Source organism: Novosphingobium sp., assembly GCF_040079535.1.
Lineage (GTDB): Bacteria > Pseudomonadota > Alphaproteobacteria > Sphingomonadales > Sphingomonadaceae > Novosphingobium.
Map to the genome: position 1 here is coordinate 12,179 of NZ_JBEBKB010000030.1, position 20,076 is coordinate 32,254.

23 protein-coding genes are annotated in these 20,076 nt (G+C 61.3%); 14 read left to right on the top strand and 9 right to left on the bottom strand.

Going from position 1 to position 20,076, the window contains the following annotated elements:
* The first annotated feature begins 12 nt into the window (after positions 1-12).
* Genes ABL914_RS10040 through ABL914_RS10050 form a run of 3 tightly spaced genes read left to right on the top strand, consistent with a single transcriptional unit; the run spans position 13 to position 2,305 of the window.
* Positions 13-567: a DUF1285 domain-containing protein gene (locus tag ABL914_RS10040; RefSeq protein WP_391563043.1), complete on the top strand. Its 555-nt coding sequence runs from the start codon at positions 13-15 to the stop codon at positions 565-567.
* Positions 564-1,145 carry a CoA pyrophosphatase gene (locus tag ABL914_RS10045; protein ID WP_391563044.1) on the top strand — a complete coding sequence of 194 codons (582 nt, stop codon included), beginning with the start codon at positions 564-566 and terminating at the stop codon, positions 1,143-1,145. The genes ABL914_RS10040 and ABL914_RS10045 overlap by 4 nt, the downstream gene beginning before the upstream one ends.
* Positions 1,139-2,305: a CCA tRNA nucleotidyltransferase gene (locus ABL914_RS10050; RefSeq protein ID WP_391563045.1), complete on the top strand. Its 1,167-nt coding sequence runs from the start codon at positions 1,139-1,141 to the stop codon at positions 2,303-2,305. Before ABL914_RS10045 ends, ABL914_RS10050 begins: the two co-directional genes overlap by 7 nt.
* Here the strand turns inward: ABL914_RS10050 and parC are convergent.
* From parC to ABL914_RS10065, 3 genes are all read right to left on the bottom strand, one after another.
* Positions 2,302-4,587, bottom strand: a complete 2,286-nt coding sequence (parC, locus tag ABL914_RS10055; protein WP_391563046.1) for a DNA topoisomerase IV subunit A — start codon at positions 4,585-4,587, stop codon at positions 2,302-2,304. The genes ABL914_RS10050 and parC overlap by 4 nt on opposite strands.
* Before the next feature lie 70 nt (positions 4,588-4,657).
* On the bottom strand, positions 4,658-4,990 hold the full coding sequence (locus ABL914_RS10060; protein WP_391563047.1) for a 2Fe-2S iron-sulfur cluster-binding protein: 333 nt from the start codon (positions 4,988-4,990) through the stop codon (positions 4,658-4,660).
* Complete coding sequence (locus tag ABL914_RS10065) at positions 4,990-6,081, bottom strand: cysteine desulfurase family protein (protein WP_391563048.1); 1,092 nt, start codon at positions 6,079-6,081, stop codon at positions 4,990-4,992. Before ABL914_RS10065 ends, ABL914_RS10060 begins: the two co-directional genes overlap by 1 nt.
* Before the next feature lie 133 nt (positions 6,082-6,214).
* Between ABL914_RS10065 and ABL914_RS10070 the strand changes: the two genes are divergently transcribed.
* Positions 6,215-6,871, top strand: a complete 657-nt coding sequence (locus tag ABL914_RS10070; RefSeq protein WP_391563049.1) for an alpha/beta hydrolase — start codon at positions 6,215-6,217, stop codon at positions 6,869-6,871.
* 9 nt (positions 6,872-6,880) lie between these two features.
* Here ABL914_RS10070 and ABL914_RS10075 read toward each other — a convergent pair whose 3' ends face one another.
* Together ABL914_RS10075 and ABL914_RS10080 are read right to left on the bottom strand one after the other, a co-directional pair.
* Positions 6,881-7,087: a hypothetical protein gene (locus tag ABL914_RS10075; RefSeq protein WP_391563050.1), complete on the bottom strand. Its 207-nt coding sequence runs from the start codon at positions 7,085-7,087 to the stop codon at positions 6,881-6,883.
* A complete protein-coding gene (locus ABL914_RS10080) occupies positions 7,084-7,764 on the bottom strand; it encodes a DUF937 domain-containing protein (protein WP_391563051.1) in 681 nt (226 codons plus the stop codon). Before ABL914_RS10080 ends, ABL914_RS10075 begins: the two co-directional genes overlap by 4 nt.
* A gap of 127 nt (positions 7,765-7,891) precedes the next feature.
* On the opposite strand from ABL914_RS10080, the gene ABL914_RS10085 reads away from it, so the two are divergent.
* Together ABL914_RS10085 and ABL914_RS10090 are read left to right on the top strand one after the other, a co-directional pair.
* On the top strand, positions 7,892-9,745 hold the full coding sequence (locus tag ABL914_RS10085; protein WP_391563052.1) for a DUF885 domain-containing protein: 1,854 nt from the start codon (positions 7,892-7,894) through the stop codon (positions 9,743-9,745).
* Between the two features lie 104 nt (positions 9,746-9,849).
* Positions 9,850-10,215, top strand: a complete 366-nt coding sequence (locus tag ABL914_RS10090; RefSeq protein WP_391563053.1) for a DUF3597 domain-containing protein — start codon at positions 9,850-9,852, stop codon at positions 10,213-10,215.
* A gap of 71 nt (positions 10,216-10,286) precedes the next feature.
* On the opposite strand, the gene ABL914_RS10095 is transcribed toward ABL914_RS10090, so the two are convergent.
* The 3 genes from ABL914_RS10095 to ABL914_RS10105 are packed head-to-tail and all read right to left on the bottom strand — an operon-like array spanning position 10,287 to position 12,785.
* Positions 10,287-10,643, bottom strand: coding sequence for a hypothetical protein (locus tag ABL914_RS10095; protein WP_391563054.1), 357 nt, complete (start codon positions 10,641-10,643; stop codon positions 10,287-10,289).
* 58 nt (positions 10,644-10,701) lie between these two features.
* Positions 10,702-11,142, bottom strand: coding sequence for a hypothetical protein (locus ABL914_RS10100; protein WP_391563055.1), 441 nt, complete (start codon positions 11,140-11,142; stop codon positions 10,702-10,704).
* A 44-nt stretch (positions 11,143-11,186) separates the two neighbouring features.
* The gene (locus ABL914_RS10105; RefSeq protein WP_391563056.1) at positions 11,187-12,785 is read right to left on the bottom strand and encodes a phosphoenolpyruvate carboxykinase; all 1,599 of its coding nucleotides are present in this window, start codon (positions 12,783-12,785) and stop codon (positions 11,187-11,189) included.
* A 227-nt stretch (positions 12,786-13,012) separates the two neighbouring features.
* Here ABL914_RS10105 and ABL914_RS10110 point away from each other — a divergent pair, with 227 nt between their 5' ends.
* From ABL914_RS10110 to ABL914_RS10145, 8 genes are all read left to right on the top strand, one after another.
* The gene (locus ABL914_RS10110; protein WP_391563057.1) at positions 13,013-13,765 is read left to right on the top strand and encodes a response regulator transcription factor; all 753 of its coding nucleotides are present in this window, start codon (positions 13,013-13,015) and stop codon (positions 13,763-13,765) included.
* On the top strand, positions 13,758-15,338 hold the full coding sequence (locus tag ABL914_RS10115) for an ATP-binding protein (RefSeq protein WP_391563058.1): 1,581 nt from the start codon (positions 13,758-13,760) through the stop codon (positions 15,336-15,338). Before ABL914_RS10110 ends, ABL914_RS10115 begins: the two co-directional genes overlap by 8 nt.
* Positions 15,335-15,745: an HPr kinase/phosphorylase gene (locus ABL914_RS10120; RefSeq protein WP_391563059.1), complete on the top strand. Its 411-nt coding sequence runs from the start codon at positions 15,335-15,337 to the stop codon at positions 15,743-15,745. The genes ABL914_RS10115 and ABL914_RS10120 overlap by 4 nt, the downstream gene beginning before the upstream one ends.
* 66 nt (positions 15,746-15,811) lie before the next feature.
* The gene (rapZ, locus tag ABL914_RS10125) at positions 15,812-16,732 is read left to right on the top strand and encodes an RNase adapter RapZ (protein ID WP_391563060.1); all 921 of its coding nucleotides are present in this window, start codon (positions 15,812-15,814) and stop codon (positions 16,730-16,732) included.
* Between the two features lie 82 nt (positions 16,733-16,814).
* On the top strand, positions 16,815-17,219 hold the full coding sequence (locus ABL914_RS10130) for a PTS sugar transporter subunit IIA (RefSeq protein WP_391563061.1): 405 nt from the start codon (positions 16,815-16,817) through the stop codon (positions 17,217-17,219).
* Between the two features lie 20 nt (positions 17,220-17,239).
* Entirely contained in the window at positions 17,240-17,518 is a 279-nt protein-coding gene (locus ABL914_RS10135) for an HPr family phosphocarrier protein (RefSeq protein ID WP_391563065.1), read from the top strand.
* A 3-nt stretch (positions 17,519-17,521) separates the two neighbouring features.
* Positions 17,522-18,325: a TrmH family RNA methyltransferase gene (locus ABL914_RS10140; protein WP_391563062.1), complete on the top strand. Its 804-nt coding sequence runs from the start codon at positions 17,522-17,524 to the stop codon at positions 18,323-18,325.
* A 45-nt stretch (positions 18,326-18,370) separates the two neighbouring features.
* Positions 18,371-18,760, top strand: a complete 390-nt coding sequence (locus tag ABL914_RS10145) for an META domain-containing protein (protein WP_391563063.1) — start codon at positions 18,371-18,373, stop codon at positions 18,758-18,760.
* Between the two features lie 4 nt (positions 18,761-18,764).
* On the opposite strand, the gene ABL914_RS10150 is transcribed toward ABL914_RS10145, so the two are convergent.
* On the bottom strand, positions 18,765-20,075 hold the full coding sequence (locus ABL914_RS10150) for a DNA recombination protein RmuC (protein WP_391563064.1): 1,311 nt from the start codon (positions 20,073-20,075) through the stop codon (positions 18,765-18,767).
* Position 20,076: the final 1 nt, after the last annotated feature.

The following is a 20,076-nucleotide window of genomic DNA, read 5'->3' on the forward strand; positions in this document are numbered from 1 at the left end:
ATCGCTTCGGCAATGCCCTACGAACCGCCGCCCGACTTTGCCACGCTAACCCTCGCGCAGATTGCAGAGCTTGACGCCGCGCGAAAATTGCCGCCGGTAGATCAATGGAACCCGGCGATCAGCGGGGACAGCCTGATGGTGATCAAGGCCGACGGACGCTGGTTTCACGATGCCAAATTTCCTGGGGACGGTGAGATCAAGCGACCGGCCATGATCCGCGCCTTTTCCGGCTTGCTGCGGCGCGGTGACGATGGCCAGCATTGGTTGGTGACCCCACTCGAAAAGCAATCAATCGAAGTTGAGGATGCTGCTTTCATCGCCACCGATGTCGTCCGCACCGGCGATGCGCTGGCTTTCCGGCTCAATACGGATGAGGTGGTGCTGGCCGGGGCAGACCATCCATTGGTGGCGCGCGGTGATGCCCAGCTTCCTGCCCTATACCTTACCGTGCGCCACGGCACAGAGGCTCGGATCAACCGCAGCACCTGGCTGCAGCTCGTCGATCTGGCGCAAGACGACCTGACCGTATCGAGCCAGGGCACGCTATTTTCACTGGTGCCGCGATGAGCCTCAAGGCCCGACTTGCCCAGCTTCACGCCAAAGGTCATGCCGCGCCGATCGAGCACCGCGACGAAGTGGATTTCTCCGCGGAAAATCTGCGCCCCGCCGCCGTTCTGGCCGCGATTACCGAACGCGCGGACCGGCCCGGTTTCCTGCTGATTCATCGCCCCTCGAATATGCGGTCGCACCCCGGGCAAGTCGCCTTTCCCGGCGGCAAGATCGATCCCGGTGAGAGCGCTGAGGAAGCCGCGCTGCGCGAGGCGCATGAAGAATTGGGCATACACCCGCGCGATGTCCACGTGATCGGGATCAGCGACACCTACCGGACCGGCAGCGGTTATGCGATTACGCCGGTGATCGCAGTGGTCCCGCCCGATCTGGAGCTAAGCCCCAGCCCCACCGAAGTAGCAGCCTGGTTCGAAGCGCCGGTCGATTTCGTGTTCGATGAAACCAACCACACCCACCATTCAGGGTTTTGGCAGGGGCGGACAAGGAGCTATATCGAAATCATGTGGCAGGAACACCGGATCTGGGGCGTAACGGCAGGGATCATCAGCAACCTTGCAAAGAGGATTGCGTGGTGATCGCGCTGCCTTCTGATACCTCATGGCTGCAGCGCGAAGGCCTGAAGCATCTGGTGGCTGCGCTGGGGGCGAAGAACGTGCGCTATGTCGGTGGGGCGGTGCGCGATACGCTGATGGGGCAGCCGGTCAAGGATATCGATATAGCCACCGTGCTTGATCCGCGCGAGGTGATCCGGCGCCTGAAGGCCCAGGGCATAACCGCAATCCCCACCGGGATCGAACACGGCACGATCACGGCAGTCGTGCCGCTCGGCAATGTGGAAATCACCACCCTGCGCCGTGATCTTGCCTCGGACGGCCGCCGGGCCACGGTCGCTTTTTCGGCCGAATGGCAAGACGATGCAGCGCGCCGCGATTTCACGATCAACGCGCTCTATGCCGATCCGGTATCGGGCGAGGTGTTTGACTGGTTCGGCGGACTGGATGACCTGAAGGCCCGCAAGGTCCGCTTCATCGGCGATGCCCGCCAGCGGATCCGTGAGGACCACTTGCGGATCCTGCGCTATTTCCGATTTCAGGCGAGGTTTGGCAGTCAGCCTGCTGATCCTGAATCGGAAAATGCCTGCGCGGAATTGGCCGCGACGCTCAAAGGCCTGTCGCGTGAGCGGGTTGGTATGGAATGCATGAACCTGCTGGGCCTGCCCGATCCCGCTCCCACCGTGGCGCGGATGGCCCAGCTTGGCGTGCTCGAAGTCGTGCTGCCCGAAGCCGATGTTGATGCGCTGGCGGCGCTGGTGGCCGAGGAAGCCAGGCAGGGTATAGCACCTGACGCGCTGCGCCGCCTGGCCGCGCTGATCCCGCCCGATCCGGGATTGGCCGAAGCCATTGCCAGCCGGTTCCGCCTTTCAGGCAACCAGAAAAAGCGGCTGGCGTATGCGGCAGGACGCACAGCTACGCCCGCTGACCCGCGCGCCCTTGCCTATCGCCTTGGCCGCGCGGGCGCGCTTGATCGGCTGCTGCTGACCGGGGAAAGCGTGGCCCCGCTGCACGATTGGGAAATCCCCACCTTCCCGCTCAAAGGCGGCGAAGTGGTTGCACACGGCATCCAGGCCGGGCCCGAAGTGGCGCGGATCATGCAGGCGGCTGAGGCACGCTGGATCGAGGAAGGGTTTCCGGACGCGAGCCGGGTCAAGGTGATTCTAAGCGAACTGCTAGCCTAGAACTTGTTGCTCTGCGGGAACCCGCGCGGTGCGATCCGGCCGGCGGCGCCGCGCGCGACCTTATAGATCAGTACGTCCGGTTCGGTTCGAACCCGCCCGCTTTCGCCGCCCATCTTCCAGCTGAGGCCTTCCTCAAGCTTTAGCGTGGCGGCGTCGGAAAGGCCGCCATCGCGATAGCGCTGAAGGGTTACCCCCTGCCCCTTGGCCAGTACGGGCAGTTCCTCAAGGTTGAACACCACCAATTTGTGATTGTCGCCCACCACAGCAATATGATCGTGCTCGGCTGGTATTTCGCGGACCACGGCCAATTTAACGCCGGGCTTGGTTGTCATCACGCCGCGGCCCTTGCGGGTTTCGGCCAGCAATTCATCAGCCTGTGCCGCAAAACCGCGTCCCTGATTGCTGGCCAGCAACAATTGCGCCTTGGGGCGATAGACCAGCAGCGCAACAATTTCAGCGCCGGCATCGATATCAAGCATGGTCCGGATCGGCTCACCAAACCCGCGCGCGCCGGGTAGCTTGTCTGCCCCCAGCGTATAGAATCGCCCGTTATCACACGCGATCAGCAGCTTGTCGGTGGTTTGCGCATGGAACGCATAGCCAAAGCCATCGCCTTCCTTGTACTTGAAATCCTTGTCCAGCGGATCATGGCCGGATGCACCGCGCACCCAGCCCTTGGCTGAAAGGATTACAGTTACCGGCGCCTTTTCGATCATCGCATCCATGCTGAATTCCACCGTCGGAGCGGCTTCGGCAATGGTTGTGCGGCGGCGGCCAAGCGCGGTATCTTCGGCATAATCCTTGCGCAGATTGGCCAGATCGCGCTTTACCCGGGTGCGCTGGCGGGCCGGGCTTTCCAGCAGCTTGTTCAGATCGTCCTGCTCGGCCAGCAGATCGTCACGCTCTCGCCTCAGCTCCATTTCCTCTAGCCTGCGCAAGCTGCGCAGCCGCATGTTGAGGATCGCTTCGGCCTGGCGGTCGGTCAGCGCAAACTCGGCCATCATCACGGGCTTCGGCTCGTCCTGGGTACGGATAATCTCGATTATCCGATCAAGGTTGAGGTAAGCGATGATATAGCCGCCCAGCAGCTCCAGCCGACCCGCAATCTTTTCCAGCCGGTGGCGTGTGCGGCGCAGCAGGATGTCGATCTGGCTCTTGCACCATTCCAGCAGCAGCAATCGCAGCGACAGCACCCCCGGAGTGCGGGTATCGTCAAGCACGTTGAGGTTGAGGCTGAAACGCGTTTCCAGATCGGTCAGCTTGAACAGCGATTGCTTAAGCAGCTCTGGATCGACATTGCGGCTTTTCGGCACAAATACGATCCGAATCTGCTCGTCAGATTCGTCGCGGATATCCTCCAGGATCGGCAGCTTCTTATCAGCGATCAGCTGGGCAACCTGTTCGATCAGCTTGCCCTTGGCGAGCTGATAGGGGATTTCGGAAATAACCAGCTGCCACTGCCCGCTGCCCAGCCGCTCAATCCCGCTATCTTCCCAGCTTCCGTCAGCTTCGCGGCCGGTCGAAAAACGCCCGCGCACCCGCAGCGCGCCCTTGCCGGTTTCATAAGCGCGGCTGATCACTTCGGGGCTTTCCACCACCACTCCGCCGGTGGCAAAATCCGGCCCCTGGAAGTGCTGCATCAGTTCGGCGTGCTCAGCCGTGGGATTGTCTATCAGCAGCAGCGTGGCGTCGATAATCTCGGCCACGTTGTGGCTGGGAATGTTGGTGGCCATGCCCACCGCAATCCCGCTGGAGCCGTTGGCCAGCAGATTGGGGAAAATCCCGGGGAAGATCTCGGGCTCTTCCTCCTCGCCGTTGTAGGTCGGGATGAAGTTGACTGTGCCTTCATCCAGGCCGGCCATCAGCTGGATCGCGGTCTTGGTCAGGCGGGCTTCGGTATAGCGGTATGCCGCCGCGTTATCGCCATCGATATTGCCGAAATTGCCCTGACCCTCAACCAGCGGATACCGCAAGCTGAAATCCTGCGCGAGCCGGACCATCGCATCGTAAACCGATTGATCGCCATGCGGGTGATACTTGCCGATCACATCACCAACCACGCGCGCCGATTTCTTGAAGGCATCGGTGGGATTGAGTTTTAACTGCCGCATCGCCCACAGCAAGCGGCGGTGCACCGGCTTCAGCCCATCGCGCAGATCAGGCAGCGAGCGCGCAGTGATCGTAGACAGCGCATAGACCAGGTACCGCTCGGATAGCGCGCTATCGAACGGCGCATCGACGATGGCGTCGAAGGGATCGGGTTCGGTTGTATCGGTGGTCATTGCGGTGCCGCCCTAGCAGGAGGAATCGCCTGATTCCATGCCAGTTTAGGGGTTTTGCGCAGGGGAGGACTTACCGCCGCTGCATATCATGGCTTTCGCCGGGGATGTTGACCTCAAGCCCGTCAAGCTCAGCCGTAAGTTCAATCTGGCAGGCCAGCCGGCTGGTGCGGCGCACCCCGGCGGCCAGATCCAGCATGTCTTCCTCGTCCTCGCTGGCGCGCGGCAGGCGTTCGAACCACGCCTTCGCGACCACTACGTGGCAGGTAGAGCAAGCCATCTGGCCCTCGCAGGTGCCTTCGAGCGGCATCCCCGCCGCCTGACCGGCCGACAGCAGGCGGTCTCCCGCTTTGCCTTCGGCCGCGATCCGTTCGCCATTGCTGGAAATAAAAGTAACCTTGACCATCAGACCCCCTGCGCCTGTGCCGCTGCTTCAATCGCATGGCAGGCTGCTTCAACCTCTTCGCGGGCGGTATAGCGCCCAAAGCCCAGGCGGATCGAATTGCGGGCTTCCTTCGGCTCCAGTCCGATCGCACTCAAGACCCGGCTGGGCGCGCCGGTGCCGCTACCGCAAGCTGACCCAGCGGAAAAGGCAATGGTGCGGCAATCGCTGAGCAAGCGGGGGAAGTTGAGCCCATCGAGCCGCAGATTGAGATTGCCCGGCCAGCGCGCTGCTGCGCTGCCGTTCAAGCTCCAGCGCGACAGGATCGAGCGGGCGAGCTGCGCCAACCCGCAAAGATGCTGGAAATCAGTTTCCATCCGCTCGTTCGCCAAAGCTGCTGCTGCGCCAAACCCGGCGCAAAGCGCGGGGCTGAGCGTGCCAGAGCGCAGGCCGCCTTCCTGCCCTCCGCCCTCGATCAGCGAAGCGATTTTAACGCCATCGCGCACCCACAGCGCCCCTATCCCTTTGGGGCCGTAGAGCTTGTGCGCCGTAATCGCGATCAGGTCTGCCCCTTCAGGCGGGGCCAGCTTGCCCGCACCTTGCACTGCATCACACAGAAACAGCGCACCCATTTCGTGCGCGCGGATTGCCAGCTGCGCCACCGGCTGCACGGTTCCGATCTCATTGTTGACCTGCATCACCGCGACCAGGCCGGTGCCTTCGGCGATCTCTACATCGGGATCAACCAAGCCATCGGCGTTCACCGGCAGTTCCTGTGCCGCCGCGCCGCTGGCCAAAACCGAATTGACCACCGCCGAATGCTCGATCGCGGAATAGGCAATGCCCCCGCGCGGCACCGAGCGGATCGCCTGATTGAGCGCCTCGGTTGCGCCGCTGGTGAAAATCAACCGGCCGCCCTTTGGCAACAGTGCCGCAACCTGCTCGCGCGCCACTTCAACCGCCGCTGCAGCCGCCCGGCCAGGCCGGTGCATCGAGTGCGGATTGGCGAATCCCATCGCCTCTGGGCCGGCCAGCCACGGCTCCATTGCCGCGCGCGCTTCGGGGGCAAGCGGGGTAGTCGCCTGGTTGTCCAGATAGATGAATTGAGCGGGCATGTTCACAATCGTTGCTTTTCAGTCACTCGTTTCTATATAGCGCCTGCTTCCCGATCCTAGTCCAAAGCGGTCCGGCATCCGAGAAATCTCCGGACGCCGCGTGCGTGGGACAGCAAGAACAGGCGAAAATATAATGCCCGCAGTGATCTTTCCCGGACCCGAAGGCCGCCTTGAAGGCCGTTTCCAGCCTGCCAGCCGCCCGCGCGCGCCGGTTGCGATGATCCTTCACCCGCATCCGCAGGCCGGCGGCACCATGAATGACCGGATCACCCAGTCGCTCTACAAAACCTTTGCCAACCGCGGATTTGCTACGCTGCGGTTTAATTTTCGCGGGGTTGGCCGCAGCCAGGGCAGCTTTGATAATGGCATCGGCGAACTTTCCGATGCTGCCGCCGCGCTCGATTGGGTCCAGTCGATCCATCCAGAAGCCTCGACCACCTGGGTTGCTGGCTTTAGCTTTGGCTCGCTGATCGGCATGCAATTGCTGATGCGCCGCCCGGAAATCCGCGGCTTCATCTCGGTCGCCCCGCCCGCCAACATGTACGATTTCAGCTTTCTGGCACCGTGCCCTGCTTCGGGTATCCTGATCCAGGGTGTGGCGGATACCGTGGTAACGCCGGTTTCAGTGCAGAAGCTGGTCGAAAAGCTGCGGACCCAGCGGCATATCACGATCCACCATGAGGAAATTCCCCGGGCCAACCATTTCTTCGAAAACGAGATGGAAGATCTGATGCGCTCGGTCGATAATTACCTCGACTTCCGGCTTGCCCCGGATTGCCCGATCCGCTGATCCGGCAGGCTATTTCGGCCCTTCGCTGACCAGCGCCTTGCCGCTGGCGCCGGGCGAAACCCAGATTGCGATATTGGCGGCGATGACCGCCGCCAATATCAGCATCAGCGTCGTCTGCTTGCCAAAGCCCTGCCGCCGCCACAGCGCCGCCGCGCCCAGCACCAGGGCCAGACCCAGCAGCGCTAGCAGCGACAGCACGGTATCAGCCGAAATCACCGGGCGAGCTTGCCGGCCATTCCGATAATATCGTCAAGCGGATTGCCATCGCCATCCAGATCCAGCAACGAGCCGAGCCCGCCCAGCGAGCCGCCAAGGCCGCCGCCCGCCGGGGCTGCTTGCGCCTGTCCGCCGCCGCCAAGGACTGAGCCCAGCACCGAGCCGAGCACGCCGCCTGCGCCGCCCTGCCCGCCGCCCAGCACCGAACCCAGCACCGATCCCAGAATGCCGCCCCCGCCTTGCTGTTGCCCGCCGCCAGCCTGGTGCGAGAAGTATCCCGCCACCAGCATCGCCAGAATCGGCAGCATTTTCTTTAGGATCGAAGGATCGATCCCGGTCTGGCCCGAAGCGTGATCAGCCACCGTGCGGCTGACTTCCTTGGAACCGAAGATCGTACCCAGCACGCTGTTGCCCGCATCGATATTGGTCGGCTCGGGGCTTAGCACGTTGTCGGCAAGCCCGGCCCCGCCCAGCGAACCCAGGATGTTGACCAGGCTGCCCAGCCCGCCTTCACCGCCGCCAGCGGCGCTGGCCTGCTTGCTCATGCCGCCAACAATTGCCGGCAACAGCGCGCCCGCGCCGGCTTCGGCCATGGCTGGCGGAATGCCCAGCTGGTTGGCAATGGCGGTGATCCCGCCGGTCTGTTGCAGGATGTTGATAAGATCGGCTGCGGCCATGGTCTGAACCCTCCTGCGGCCGGGAATGGCCGCGTATGGGCAATGACTTAGCCGGGCAGCACCGGCCGGACCAGAGCAATTCTTTGGTAGGTTTGACTTGGGCTGCATCGCCCCGCATCTTGCTGCGATGATAAACCCAACTGCTCTTTCGCGCCGCCAATCACTTTCGCTGATTGGTGCAGCCGCTTCATCGTTGGCGCTTTCCGGCTGCCAATCGTTTGCCGCCGGCACCGCCAGCCCCGATCGGGCTGAAGGCACAAAGGCAACGGCGTTTCTTGAGGCGCTGGCCTGGCGGTTGATGGCGCTCTCCCCGGAAGGCGCGACCTCGCTGGGGATCGATACCGGCAATGGGGCAAAGCTGCGATCACAGCTGGGGGATCGATCGCAGAAAGGGCAGGCGCAAATTGCCGCACTTCTGCGCGGCGGGCTAAGCGGTGCTGCACAGCTGGACGCCGAGCAGCTTGATCCTGCCACCAGAACCAGTCTTGATGTGGTAAAAAGCGCCTTTTCGGTCGCGCTCGATGGTTTTGCCCTGCCGTATGGCGATGTCGCAGTGGGGGGCTGGCGCAACACGCCGTATGTGGTGATCCAGAACGTCGGGGCCTATCTCGATGTGCCGCGTTTCCTGGATAGCGATCACCCGGTCAACACCAGCACCGATGCTGAGGCCTATCTTGCGCGGTTAAGCCAGTTCCCGGCGGTGCTCGATGGTGAACTGGGCCGGATTGCCGATGCCCGGTCAAAAGGCCTGGTTCCGCCCGCATTCCTCCTAGACAAGGCGATCCGGCAGATCGAGCTGACCTTGAAGGACGCGCAATCTGGCGGCGGTCTGGTCAATGCATTGACCCGGCGGACCAAAAACATGCCCGGCGATTGGAGCAGCCCAGCCCTTGCCCTTGCAACCGGCCCGGTATCCGCCGCTCTCACCCGCCAGCTCGATGAACTCAAAACCCAGCGCGCGTTGGCAACGATGGATGCCGGCCTGCTGAAACGCCCGCATGGCGAAGAATGGTACGCCTGGGGCCTGCGCGCCAGCACCACCACGCGGCGCACGCCTGATGATCTCCATGCGATGGGGCTTGATACGCTGAAGGACCTGCAGGGCCAGATGGATCCGATCCTGCGCAGCCTTGGCTATACCCAGGGCAGCGTCGGCCAGCGAATGACCGCGCTGGGCAAGGATCCCAGGTTCAATTTCACAAATGATGACAAAGGCCGGGCCGAAATCATCCAGCTGATGCAGGATAGGATCGCCTTTATCCGGACCAAGCTGCCGCAGGCCTTCAACACGCTGGTCAAAGGCAATCTTGAAATCCACCGGCTGCCGATCGCCGAGGAAGACGGCGCGCCCGGCGCCTATGGCGGGGCCGGATCAAAGGACGGCAAGATCCCGGGCAAGATCTGGCTCAACCTGGGCGATGTCGGCCGCCATAGCCGCTATTCGCTGGCCACGCTGGCTTTTCACGAAGGCATTCCCGGCCACGTCTGGCAGGGCGAATATGCCAATGCCCTGCCACTGATCCGCACCTTGCTGGCCTTCAACGCCTATAGCGAAGGCTGGGCGCTTTACGCCGAAACGCTGGGCGACGAATTGGGCGCTTATGAAGGCGATCCGGTTGGGCGGCTTGGCTATTTGCAGTCGATCGCTTTCCGCGCCTGCCGGCTGGTGGTGGATACCGGGCTCCACGCCAAAGGCTGGAGCCGCGAACAGGCGATCCAGTGGTTTGCCGAAACCAACGGATCGGGATTGTCTGAGGTTACGCCAGAGGTTGATCGCTATTGTTCGTGGCCCGGGCAGGCGTGTGGCTATAAAGTGGGCCACAGCGAGATCCTGCGGCTGCGTAATGCGGCCCGGACTGATCTGGGTTCGCGCTATGATCTGCGCGATTTCGATGATGCCGTGGTTACCGGCGGCAACGTCCCGCTGGATGTTCTGGCCCGCAACATATCGCGCTATATTGCTGAAAAGAAAGCAGGCTAGGCGGCCTACAAACCGCTTCAACTGTCACACAAACCTGCTAACCCAGCAGCATCAGAGATGCGGCCTCACTTTCGAGTCGCCGCTCTTTCAAGGAGTCGCTTGTCATGTCGATTTTTAGCTCAATCAAGAACGCCATTTTCGGCAGGCCGGCCGAAGCCGCCCCCGCACCCGAAGCAGCCGCAATCCCGATGGCCGAAGCCGCTCCGGCTGCCCCTGCCGCTGCGGTTGATGTGGCAGCAGTGCTTTCGGGCATGGCCGGTGCAGATGGCCTCAACTGGCGCTCGTCGGTGGTCGATCTGATGAAACTGGTTGGCCTTGATGCTTCGTATGAAAACCGCAAGGAACTGGCCCATGAACTGGGCAATGCCGATTATTCTGGCAGCGCTGAAGACAACATCATGCTGCAGAAGCAAGTGATGAAGGCACTGGCTGATAATGGCGGTATGGTGCCGGCTGAACTGATGGATTGATTGTCCGCAAACGAAACAAGGAAAGGCCGGGACGCCCCAGGGCATCCCGGCCTTTTTTGTGTTTGCAGCGATTACTTCTTGCCGAACAAGCCGCTGGCCATGCCGGCGATATCGTCCAGCGGGTTGCCGTCGCCATCGCGGTCAAGAATCCCGGCAAGGCCTGAAAGCGCCGAATTGCCCTTGAGCATTTCCGAAAGCTTGCCAAGGCCGCCCTCGCCGCCCAGTTGCTGGGCCATCTGGCTCAGCGTTGCGGGATCAAGCCCGGTCTTGGCTGCGGCCCCCTGGATGGTGTCACCCGGTTCGGCGTGGCTTTGGCCGAGTGCGGCCACGGCCTTTTCAGCCATTTCCTTGGGCAGACCGAATTTCTCGGCCAGACCGCCGATATCCGCCCCGCCAAGTTGGCCCATAATTCCATCAAGAATACCCATGATACGACTCCTAATCTGCGAAGCGCGAAGCATGGCCCATCGCCCTGCCCCGGCCAAGTCAAATCGCGGCCAGATCGGGATCAACCCAGCCCCGGCGCGCCGCCGCCGAAAACAGCAAATCGCGTGAGTAGAACCTGAACGGCCAATCGCGCGGCGCCATGCTGCTGGCTAGCAGTGCGTTGATCTTGCCCAGCAATCCATCCGCCGCGCAGGTTTCCAGAAACCGGCGTACACCGATGATATAAAGCTGGGTCAGCGTTTCATGGTAGCCGGCGGAATCGGTGTTCTCCCCGCCCACAGCCACGTTGTAGCTGCGGATGATTTCGGGAAGGCAGGATTCCAGATCCATCTGCGCACGCTCAAGCAACAACCACCCACAAGCTGCCAGATGCGCCTCGTGGGTCCATTCGGATTTGGGCAAAGTGCGGGCCAACAGTCCCTCGCCGATACGGCGAATGGCGATGTCGCTTTCAAACAGTCGGATTGTGTAGTCGCTCATAACTTGGAAACTCCGGATCAATTGGCGACCCGGAGCATTCCGGGTCAGGCTGCCTTGGGGGCCGAATCAAGCACGCCTTGATCGACGTAGTCAGCAAATTGGGCGAAGTTCTGGACGAACTTGTTTGCCAGCTCTTGGGCGTTTTGATCATAGGCTTGGCCATCGGCCCAAGCACCGCGCGGATTGAGCAGGTTGCTGTCCACACCCGGCACTGCCACCGGCACTTCGAACCCGAAGTTGGGATCGCGCACGAATTCCGCGTTGTTAAGGCTGCCGTCGAGCGCGGCGTTGAGCAGCGCGCGGGTGGCCTTGATCGGCATCCGCTTGATCCCCGGATCGGTTGCCTTGCCGCCGGACCAGCCGGTGTTGACCAACCAGCACTGCGCGCCGCCATCAGCGATCCGTTTTTTAAGCAGGTTGCCATAAACGCTGGGATGGCGCGGCATGAAAGCTGCGCCAAAACAGGTGCTGAAAGTCGCCTCGGGTTCGGTCACGCCAATTTCGGTGCCGGCAACCTTGGCGGTATAGCCCGACAGAAAGTGGTACATCGCCTGATCCGGGGTAAGCCGTGCTATCGGCGGCAGCACGCCAAATGCATCGGCGGTAAGAAGGATGATGTTCGATGGCGGCGGGCCGAGGTTCTTTTCGCTGCTGTTCGGGATGAACTCAATTGGATAGGCGCCGCGAGTGTTCTCGGTCTTGCTCGCGCTGGTAAAATCAAGCTCGCGCGTTTCCTCGTCCATCGCCACGTTTTCAAGGATCGTACCGAACATCTTGGTTGTCGCGTAGATCTCTGGCTCACCTTCGGCGGAGAGGTTGATCATCTTGGCATAGCAACCGCCCTCAAAGTTGAACACCGCAGTATCCGACCAGCCGTGCTCGTCATCACCGATCAGCGTGCGGCTGGCGTCGGCAGAAAGCGTGGTCTTGCCGGTGCCCGACAGGCCAAAAAAGATCGCACTCTTGCCATCTGCACCAACGTTGGCCGAACAGTGCATCGGCATAACGCCCTGCGCAGGAAGCAGGAAGTTGAGGAGCCCAAAAACGCCCTTCTTCATCTCGCCCGAATATTCGGTGTCACCGATCAAAATCAGCTTTTCGGTAAAATTGACTGCGATCACTGTTTCGCTGCGGCAACCATGGCGTTCCGGGTTGGCTTTGAAGCTGGGCAGGTTGATAATCGTGTATTCCGGCGCAAAATCTGCCAATTCGCCTTGCGTAGGGCGCACCAGCAAAGTCCGCACGAACAGGCTGTGCCAGGCGAGCTGCGAGATCACGCGCACGTTCACACGGTATTCTGGCTGGCTGCCGCCGAACAGGTCAGCGACGTAAAGCTCTTCCTGATCCTTCAGCGCGGCCATGAAATCGGCCTTGAGATTAGCCCAGTTATCGGGCGTCATCGGCTGATTGATCGCACCCCAGTTGATCGGTTCTTCGGTGATGGCATCGCGAACAACATATTTGTCCTTCACGCTGCGCCCGGTGAACCGGCCCGTATCGACCAGCAAAGCACCATCCTTGGTCAGCCGCCCTTCACCCAGTCGCACCGCATGTTCCACCAGCGGGGCGGTGCCCAGGTTGGCGTGGATCTTGGCCGTAGTGACGATGCCCTGCTGCGCGAGCGGGAAGGAAAGCGTGTTCAAGGTGTTCTCCAAGTGTCCTGGCCGCTGCTCTGCATACGAATGCAGCGATGCCGTTTGGCGCGCATAGCGGGACCGGGCGATTCCGTCAAACGCACTTATGCGGACAATTAATTGCATAAATTTCAATGAATTACATAGGATAAACGCTGCATTTGCGCCAATTCGCGTTAGCGGCTACCTCCTGAGGCCCCAGCAAAACAGCAAAGTTGCCCCCGCGAAACCGCCCTATGGCCGATCCCGAACCCACCACATCTGAAGCCCCCCGCCAGCAGGTGATTGCGCTGGTGGATGATGATCGCAACATCCTGACAACGGTTTCGATCGGGCTGCAGGCCGAAGGGTTTGCTACACGGGTCTATTCCGATGGAGCCGCGGCGCTGAAGGCGCTACTCGAAAATCCGCCCGATCTGGCGGTTTGCGATATCAAGATGCCGCAAATGGATGGGTTTGAGCTGCTGCGAAAATTGCGGGAGAAAAGCCCGTTGCCGGTGATCTTCCTGACCAGCAAGGACGAGGAACCCGACGAGGCCAAAGGGCTGGCGCTGGGTGCCGATGACTATATCACAAAGCCGTTCAGCCAGCGCCTGCTGGTGGCCAGAATTCGCGCAATCCTGCGCCGGGCTGATCTGGTTCGAGGCGAGGCCGAGGCTGAATTCCAGGATGAAACCACAAGTGCTGATGTGATTGAGCGCGGCGCGCTGCGGATGGATCCGGCGCGCCACCAGGTAAGCTGGAACGGACAGGCGGTATCGCTGACGGTTACAGAATTCCTGATCCTTGAAGCATTGGCGGGTCGTCCCGGCGTAATCAAGAACCGCAATCAGCTGATGGATGCAGCTTATAGCGATGATGTGTTTGTCGATGATCGAACGATCGACAGCCACATCAAGCGCCTGCGCCGCAAATTCCGCGTGGCAGATCCGCAGTTTTCGGCAATCGAAACGCTTTACGGCGCCGGCTATTCGTTCACCGATGGCTAACGCGGCCATTCCACTACCCCCATCCGCGCGGCGGCAGTGGACCAGGCGGACATCGCTGACAGTGCGGATCCTGGCCGTCAACATCATCGCGCTGGGGCTGATGGCAGGCAGCCTGTTCTACATCGATAACTACCGCAAACAGCTGCTGGGTGAACGGTTTCAGCTGGCCCGCAGCGAAGCCCGGATCGCTGCGGTGGGGATTGCGGCCAGCACGGTGCGCGATCGGCCTGAATTGATCGGACGGATCGGGGCGGATCAGCAGCTGCGGCTGCGGCTCTATGATGCCGCTGGGCGTCTGAAGCATGATAGCTTCGCGATCAGCGGACCGGCCTATACCTTTAGCGATCCGGCGGATGACCCCTGGTATCTGAAATCAGCGCGGGTGCTGGATCGCTCTATGAACTGGGTTCTGGGTACCGATCCGGTGCCGGCCTATTCGGATCCCGCGGTTGACCGGGCTGAAAGCTGGCCTGAACTGATCCGCGCTGCTCAAAGCGGCGAAACAATTGTCCAACTGCGGACGGCCCCTGATGAAGGCCCGGTGATTACGGCTGCAACCCGGGTGGGCGGCCGCGGTGAACTGCTGCTGACCTCGCGCAATGCCAAGGATATCACCCAGCGGGTTCGGGATGCCCGGCAGACACTGGTGATTGCCCTTGCGATTACCTTGCTGATTTCGATCCAGCTTTCGCTGTTCCTGGCCCGCACGATCGTCCAGCCGCTGCGCGCCCTGGTGCGGGCCGCGGTGCGGGTGCGGCTGGGCCGTGACCGCGCGGTGGAAGTGCCGCGCTTGCCCGATCGCGGAGATGAAATCGGACTGCTGGCCCGCGCGCTTTCGGACATGACCGGCGCGCTGCGCCACCGGATCGACGCGGTCGAAACATTTGCAGCCGATGTCGCGCATGAGATTAAGAACCCGCTTGCCAGCCTGCGCAGCGCACTTGAAAGCCTTGAAAAGGTGAAGGATGATGGCCTGCGTCAGGAATTGACAGCGATTGCCGCGCATGATGTGCGGCGGATTGACCGGCTGGTGACCGAAATTGCTGAAGCAAGCCGGATCGACGCCGAACTGAGCCGGACCCAGTTTGATGATGTCGATCTGATGACCCTGGCTCAGACCCTTGTTTCCGCGCGCAGCGAACGCGGCGGCAACGCGCAATGCAGCATCAAGGTTGAACCCCAGGATGCTGGCCCGTGGGTGGTCAAGGGTGATCCGGCGCGGCTTGAACGGGTGATCGAAAACCTGCTGGACAATGCCGTCTCGTTCTCTCCGCACAGCGGCCAGGTCGATGTTGCGATTGCCCGGCAAGACGATCACATCCTCTTGTCGGTCAGCGATCAGGGCCCCGGAATTCCATTGGAGGCGCGCGAGAAGATTTTTGACCGGTTCCACTCCTTGCGCCCTGAGGGGGAACAGTTCGGCAGCCATTCTGGCCTAGGCCTGGCAATCGCCCGAACAATCGCCGAAGCCCACGATGGTACTTTGACAGCGCAAGATCGTGAAGACGGCAAGGCTGGCGCCAGGCTCGTACTGGAACTGCCAAGGGCCGAAGACGAAGGGGTGGAGGAATGAGCCTGCTCCACCAAGCCACCTGCGTCGCAATCCGCGGCCGCGCGCTACTGATCGAAGGGCCACCAGGCAGCGGAAAATCGAGCCTAGCTTTGGCTTTGATCGACCGCGGAGCAACCCTGATCGGCGATGACGGCGTCAGTCTGGAACCAGGCAGTACCCGCCTCTATGCCAATCCACCGCCGCACATCGCTGGCAAATTGGAAGTGCGCAATCTGGGACTGCTTGAATTTCCAACTGTCAGCCACGTGCCGATCGCTTTGATCTTGCGGCTTGATTCAGAAGCACCGCGGTTCATCGAAATAGCCCAGCCGATTGATCTTTACCGGATCATCTTGCCGATGGTCAGGGTCTGGCCTGATTGCAGCGCGATCAAGGCCGAATTGGCCCTGCGTCTGTATGGTGTCTGATCCGGGGACACCCCCGCAGTATCTCTTCACATTCCGTCCATCCGGTCCCATCTATCGTGTTACGTGATGACCGAGTCCCCCGCCCCTTCCCGCCAGCGCCTGCTGCTCGTTACGGGCCTGCTTGGCGCAGGCAAGACGACCGCGCTCAAGGTGCTGGAAGATCTGGGCTGGGAAGTGATTGACAACTTTCCGATCCGCTTGCTCGACCGGTTGATCGACAACGCCGGTGCAACGCCCGCAGAGCCGCGCAGTCCGTTGGCGATCGGGTTTGATTCGCGGACCCGCGGGTTCGATCCGAACAAGGTTATCCAGCGGGTCAAGCAGCTTAGCCAGCGCGCTGATCTTGAAATTACCACGCTGTTCCTTGATTGCGCAGGCCGCGAGCTCGAGCGGCGCTACAACGAAACCCGCCGCCGCCATCCGCTCGCACAAGACCTGCCGGTCGCGAATGGAATTGCCGCCGAACGCGAACTTATGGAACCACTGCGGCGCTGGGCCGATATGGTCGTTTCAACCACCGATTTTACCAGCAACGACCTGCAGCAGGCGATGCGCGAACGCTTTGGCGACGAACACGGCGCGCAGGATACCACGATCAGCATAACCTCGTTCGGTTTTGCCCGGGGGATGCCGCCAATCGCGGATCTGGTGTTCGATATGCGCTTTCTGGACAATCCGCACTGGGATCCAGACCTGCGCGAGCAGACCGGAAAAGACCAGGCCGTGGCCGATCACATCCGCCGCGACGAAGCCTGGGATGAGGCCTTCAGCCGGATCCGCGACCTGGTGCTGGTGCTGCTGCCGCGCTACAAATTGCAAGGCAAAGCCTACGTCAACATTGCCTTCGGCTGCACCGGCGGGCGGCACCGCTCGGTCTTTTCGGCTGAGCAATTGGCCACCGCGCTGCGCCAGGCGGGCTATGCGCCCAACCTGTTTCACCGCAATCTGTCTGCCCGCGCCGCCGACATGGTTGAAGGAAAGCATTGACCGTGGGCGCTTACAGCCTCATGGCCCAGCGCCTTGCGGCGAACCGAATCACCGCAGCGGGCAAGCGGAGCGCGTTTCCAGAATGATCGGATTGATCCTGGTTACCCACGGGCGGCTGGCGGAGGAATTCGTCAGTGCGATGCAGCACGTCGTTGGCAAACAGGAAGCTGTCGCCACGGTTTGCATCGGCCCGAATGATGATATGGAAGCGCGCCGCGCTGAAATCGGCGCGGCGGTAACGGCTGTCGATGCCGGAAAGGGTGTGATCATCCTGACCGATCTGTTTGGCGGCACACCATCAAATCTGGCGATTTCCTTGATGCAGCGCGGAAAAATCGAAGTGATCGCCGGGATAAATCTGCCGATGTTGATCCGACTTTCCAAGGCGCGCGGCTGCATGGATCTGGACAAGGCGGTTGCTACTGCGCGCGATGCCGGCCGAAATTATATAACAGTAGCGTCGGAGTTCCTTGGACAGGACGCCTGAACGCACGATTGGGGAGCATGATGGGGCAGACCAGCGAAACAGTCGAAGTGGTCAACAATCGCGGCCTGCATGCTCGCGCCAGCGCCAAATTCGTCAATGCCGTGGCCAAATTGGGCGAAGGCCTGCAGGTCAAGGTGATGAAGGACGGCAACGAAGCCGCTGGGGCTTCGATCCTGGGGCTGATGATGCTGGGTGCGGCCAAGGGCGATTCGATCATGATCGAAGTGACAGGCGAAGGTGCCGATTTGGCACTGCTCAAACTTGTCGGCCTGGTCAAGGACGGCTTTGGCGAGGATTGATGCGTGGCTGAGCGCCGCCTGATAACCGGATTTTCCAATCCTGCGGTCAAGTACTTGCGGTCCTTGCGTGACAAGAAGCACCGCAAGGCCGCTGGCAAATTTCTGGCCGAAGGGTTGCGGCTGCTGACCGACGCCCGTGAAAGCGGCCGCTTGCCCGAAATGCTGGTGATGGCCACCGGGCGCGATCCGCACCCATTGCTCGATGCGCTTGAATCCGAAGTGCTTGCAACTGGCGGCGAGGTGCTGGAGATGGCGCCCGATCTGCTGGCCAAAGTTACCGGCAAGGACAATCCCCAGGCCGTGGCCGGGGTCTTTGCCGAATTCAATACCTCGCTGGCCGCGATCGATCGGAACAGCGCGAAAATCTGGCTGGTCGCGCAGGCGCTGCGTGATCCGGGCAATCTCGGCACGATACTGCGCACCGGGGATGCGGTGGGCGCAGGCGGCTTGATCCTGATCGACGATTGCGCCGATCCATTCAGCGTCGAGGCCGTTCGGGCCAGCATGGGCGCGGTTTTCACCCAGCGGATCGCCCTTGCCAAATGGCAGGAATTTCTGCCGTGGCTGCGGTCGGGCCCGGGCCAACTGATCGCGGCCAGTCTGCGCGAAGCGGTGGACTATCGCGGCGCCCCCTACGCAGGGCCGTGCTTTATCATGGTCGGCAATGAATCGCGCGGGCTTCCCGAAGACTATGAACTGGCCTGCGATCTGCGCGTAACCATGCCGATGAAGGGCCGCGCTGACAGCCTCAATGCCGCGATAGCGGGGGCCGTGCTGGCATATGAAGTGCTGGCTGCGTTGGAATAACCTCGTTCAGCCTGCGATCAGCCTGCTGGCGGCATGATGGTCTCCATGACCAGACACCTGATCCTGATCGTCTTTCCCTTGCTGGCGGCCTGCGCCACCGCAGTTGCCTCGCCAGCCCAGCTTGAAGGCAGCAAATGGGCTTTTGTTTCTATCGACGGTGCACCGCCGGTCTCCAGCAAGGCCAGCCTTGATATCGCTTCGAACCGGATCGGAGCCACAGTGGGCTGCAACGGCCTTGGCGGTGAATTGCGGTTCGGGGATGGCACGCTGATCACCGGGCCGATGATCTCAACGATGATGTATTGCGATGGCCTGATGGATCAGGAGCGCGCCATTGCCGGCCTGCTTGAAGCAGATCCGCAATTTGCACTTTCAGGCAACAAGCTGACGCTTACAGGCGGCGGGCACAAGGCCGAGCTGAAACGGCTGAACTGACGGGCTACTCCGCAGCTTCACGGGGTTCGCTATCACCCCCGGGATCCCCTGCCTCGTTGGCGCCTTGCAGCATCAGCGCCTCACCTTCTCCATGGCGCGGCATGGCTTCGACCAGCGGGACATCCTCAATTTCGCGCTTGCCGATCTCGATCCCCTTGTCACGCAGGCGCCGGCCCGAGGTGAGGACGTTACGTTCAAAGCTAGAGACAAATTTGTTGTAATTGTTGACAGCGGAATCGAGCCCGGTTCCAACCCGTTTCAAGTGTTCAGCCGCAACCGCCAGCCGATCATAAAGCTCAGCCCCGGATCTGCCGATCTCAATCGCCTCACGCGCCAGCTGGTCTTGCTTCCAGACCATTGCAATAGTTCGCGCAATCGCCACCAGATTTGTCGGCGTGGCCAGCAAAACCTTGTTACGAAATGCAAAATCCCACAGTTCGGGATCTTGTTCCAGCGCCGCCGCCACGAAATGTTCGCCGGGCACAAACATCACAACAAAATCCGGGGCATCGTCAAACTGGCTCTGATAACTCTTTGCGCCCAATTGCTGCACGTGGCCGCGCATCGAGGCGGCATGCCGATCCAGCGAACGGTTGCGGGCATCATCATCCGCAGCCTCAAAAGCTTCCTGATAGGCGTTGAGCGAGACCTTGGCATCGATCACGAGTTGCTTTTGCCCCGGGATTCGCACGATTGCATCGGGCCTTAGCCGGCCTTCGGCAGTATCGATCGAGTGTTCGGTGACGAAATCGGTGTGCTCGGCCAAGCCGCACTGTTCCAGAACGTTGCGCAATTGTTGCTCGCCCCAGCGACCGCGCGCCTTGGGTGCGTTGCGCAAGCTGTTGCCCAGCCGCGCGGCTTCGGCTTTCACCTGTTCTTGCCCAGTGCGCATCTCTGCGATCACACCCTTAAGCTCTCCAAAGGCGTCAACGCGCTCCTTCTCAAGCTTGCCGACTTGCGCTTCGTATGAAGCAAGCCGCTGGCCAACTGGCTCAAGCAAAGCCTTGATCCGCGCCTCATTCTTTTCCTCGGATTGGGTGAAGCGTTCCTGCGCGCGGTTTAGCAGCGCATCCTGAGCCTGGGCCAGAATCTTGACCCCCGCCGTTTCAAATTCTCGCTTGAGACTGTCCTGAGCCTGGATCAGCGACGCCTTCTGTACCTCAAAATTTGCGGCATTGGCTTTCAATGTTGCCTTCTCGATCTCGGCATCACCCAGTTCCTTCACGGCTTGGCGAAACCGGCCATCCAGTTCGCGCAGCTCTGCCTCTCCGCGCGAAAGCCTATCACGCAGATCAGCCAGCGGACGCGAGCCCAGC

Excerpts from the sequence above, each read along its gene's own strand:
- ABL914_RS10040 (WP_391563043.1), top strand. The coding sequence starts at position 13 with ATGCCCTACGAACCGCCGCCCGACTTTGCCACGCTAACCCTCGCGCAG.
- ABL914_RS10045 (WP_391563044.1), top strand. The coding sequence starts at position 564 with ATGAGCCTCAAGGCCCGACTTGCCCAGCTTCACGCCAAAGGTCATGCC.
- parC (WP_391563046.1), bottom strand. The coding sequence starts at position 4,587 with ATGACCACCGATACAACCGAACCCGATCCCTTCGACGCCATCGTCGAT.
- ABL914_RS10060 (WP_391563047.1), bottom strand. The coding sequence starts at position 4,990 with ATGGTCAAGGTTACTTTTATTTCCAGCAATGGCGAACGGATCGCGGCC.
- ABL914_RS10065 (WP_391563048.1), bottom strand. The coding sequence starts at position 6,081 with ATGCCCGCTCAATTCATCTATCTGGACAACCAGGCGACTACCCCGCTT.
- ABL914_RS10070 (WP_391563049.1), top strand. The coding sequence starts at position 6,215 with ATGCCCGCAGTGATCTTTCCCGGACCCGAAGGCCGCCTTGAAGGCCGT.
- ABL914_RS10080 (WP_391563051.1), bottom strand. The coding sequence starts at position 7,764 with ATGGCCGCAGCCGATCTTATCAACATCCTGCAACAGACCGGCGGGATC.
- ABL914_RS10085 (WP_391563052.1), top strand. The coding sequence starts at position 7,892 with ATGATAAACCCAACTGCTCTTTCGCGCCGCCAATCACTTTCGCTGATT.
- ABL914_RS10090 (WP_391563053.1), top strand. The coding sequence starts at position 9,850 with ATGTCGATTTTTAGCTCAATCAAGAACGCCATTTTCGGCAGGCCGGCC.
- ABL914_RS10095 (WP_391563054.1), bottom strand. The coding sequence starts at position 10,643 with ATGGGTATTCTTGATGGAATTATGGGCCAACTTGGCGGGGCGGATATC.
- ABL914_RS10100 (WP_391563055.1), bottom strand. The coding sequence starts at position 11,142 with ATGAGCGACTACACAATCCGACTGTTTGAAAGCGACATCGCCATTCGC.
- ABL914_RS10110 (WP_391563057.1), top strand. The coding sequence starts at position 13,013 with ATGGCCGATCCCGAACCCACCACATCTGAAGCCCCCCGCCAGCAGGTG.
- ABL914_RS10115 (WP_391563058.1), top strand. The coding sequence starts at position 13,758 with ATGGCTAACGCGGCCATTCCACTACCCCCATCCGCGCGGCGGCAGTGG.
- ABL914_RS10120 (WP_391563059.1), top strand. The coding sequence starts at position 15,335 with ATGAGCCTGCTCCACCAAGCCACCTGCGTCGCAATCCGCGGCCGCGCG.
- rapZ (WP_391563060.1), top strand. The coding sequence starts at position 15,812 with ATGACCGAGTCCCCCGCCCCTTCCCGCCAGCGCCTGCTGCTCGTTACG.
- ABL914_RS10130 (WP_391563061.1), top strand. The coding sequence starts at position 16,815 with ATGATCGGATTGATCCTGGTTACCCACGGGCGGCTGGCGGAGGAATTC.
- ABL914_RS10135 (WP_391563065.1), top strand. The coding sequence starts at position 17,240 with ATGGGGCAGACCAGCGAAACAGTCGAAGTGGTCAACAATCGCGGCCTG.
- ABL914_RS10145 (WP_391563063.1), top strand. The coding sequence starts at position 18,371 with ATGACCAGACACCTGATCCTGATCGTCTTTCCCTTGCTGGCGGCCTGC.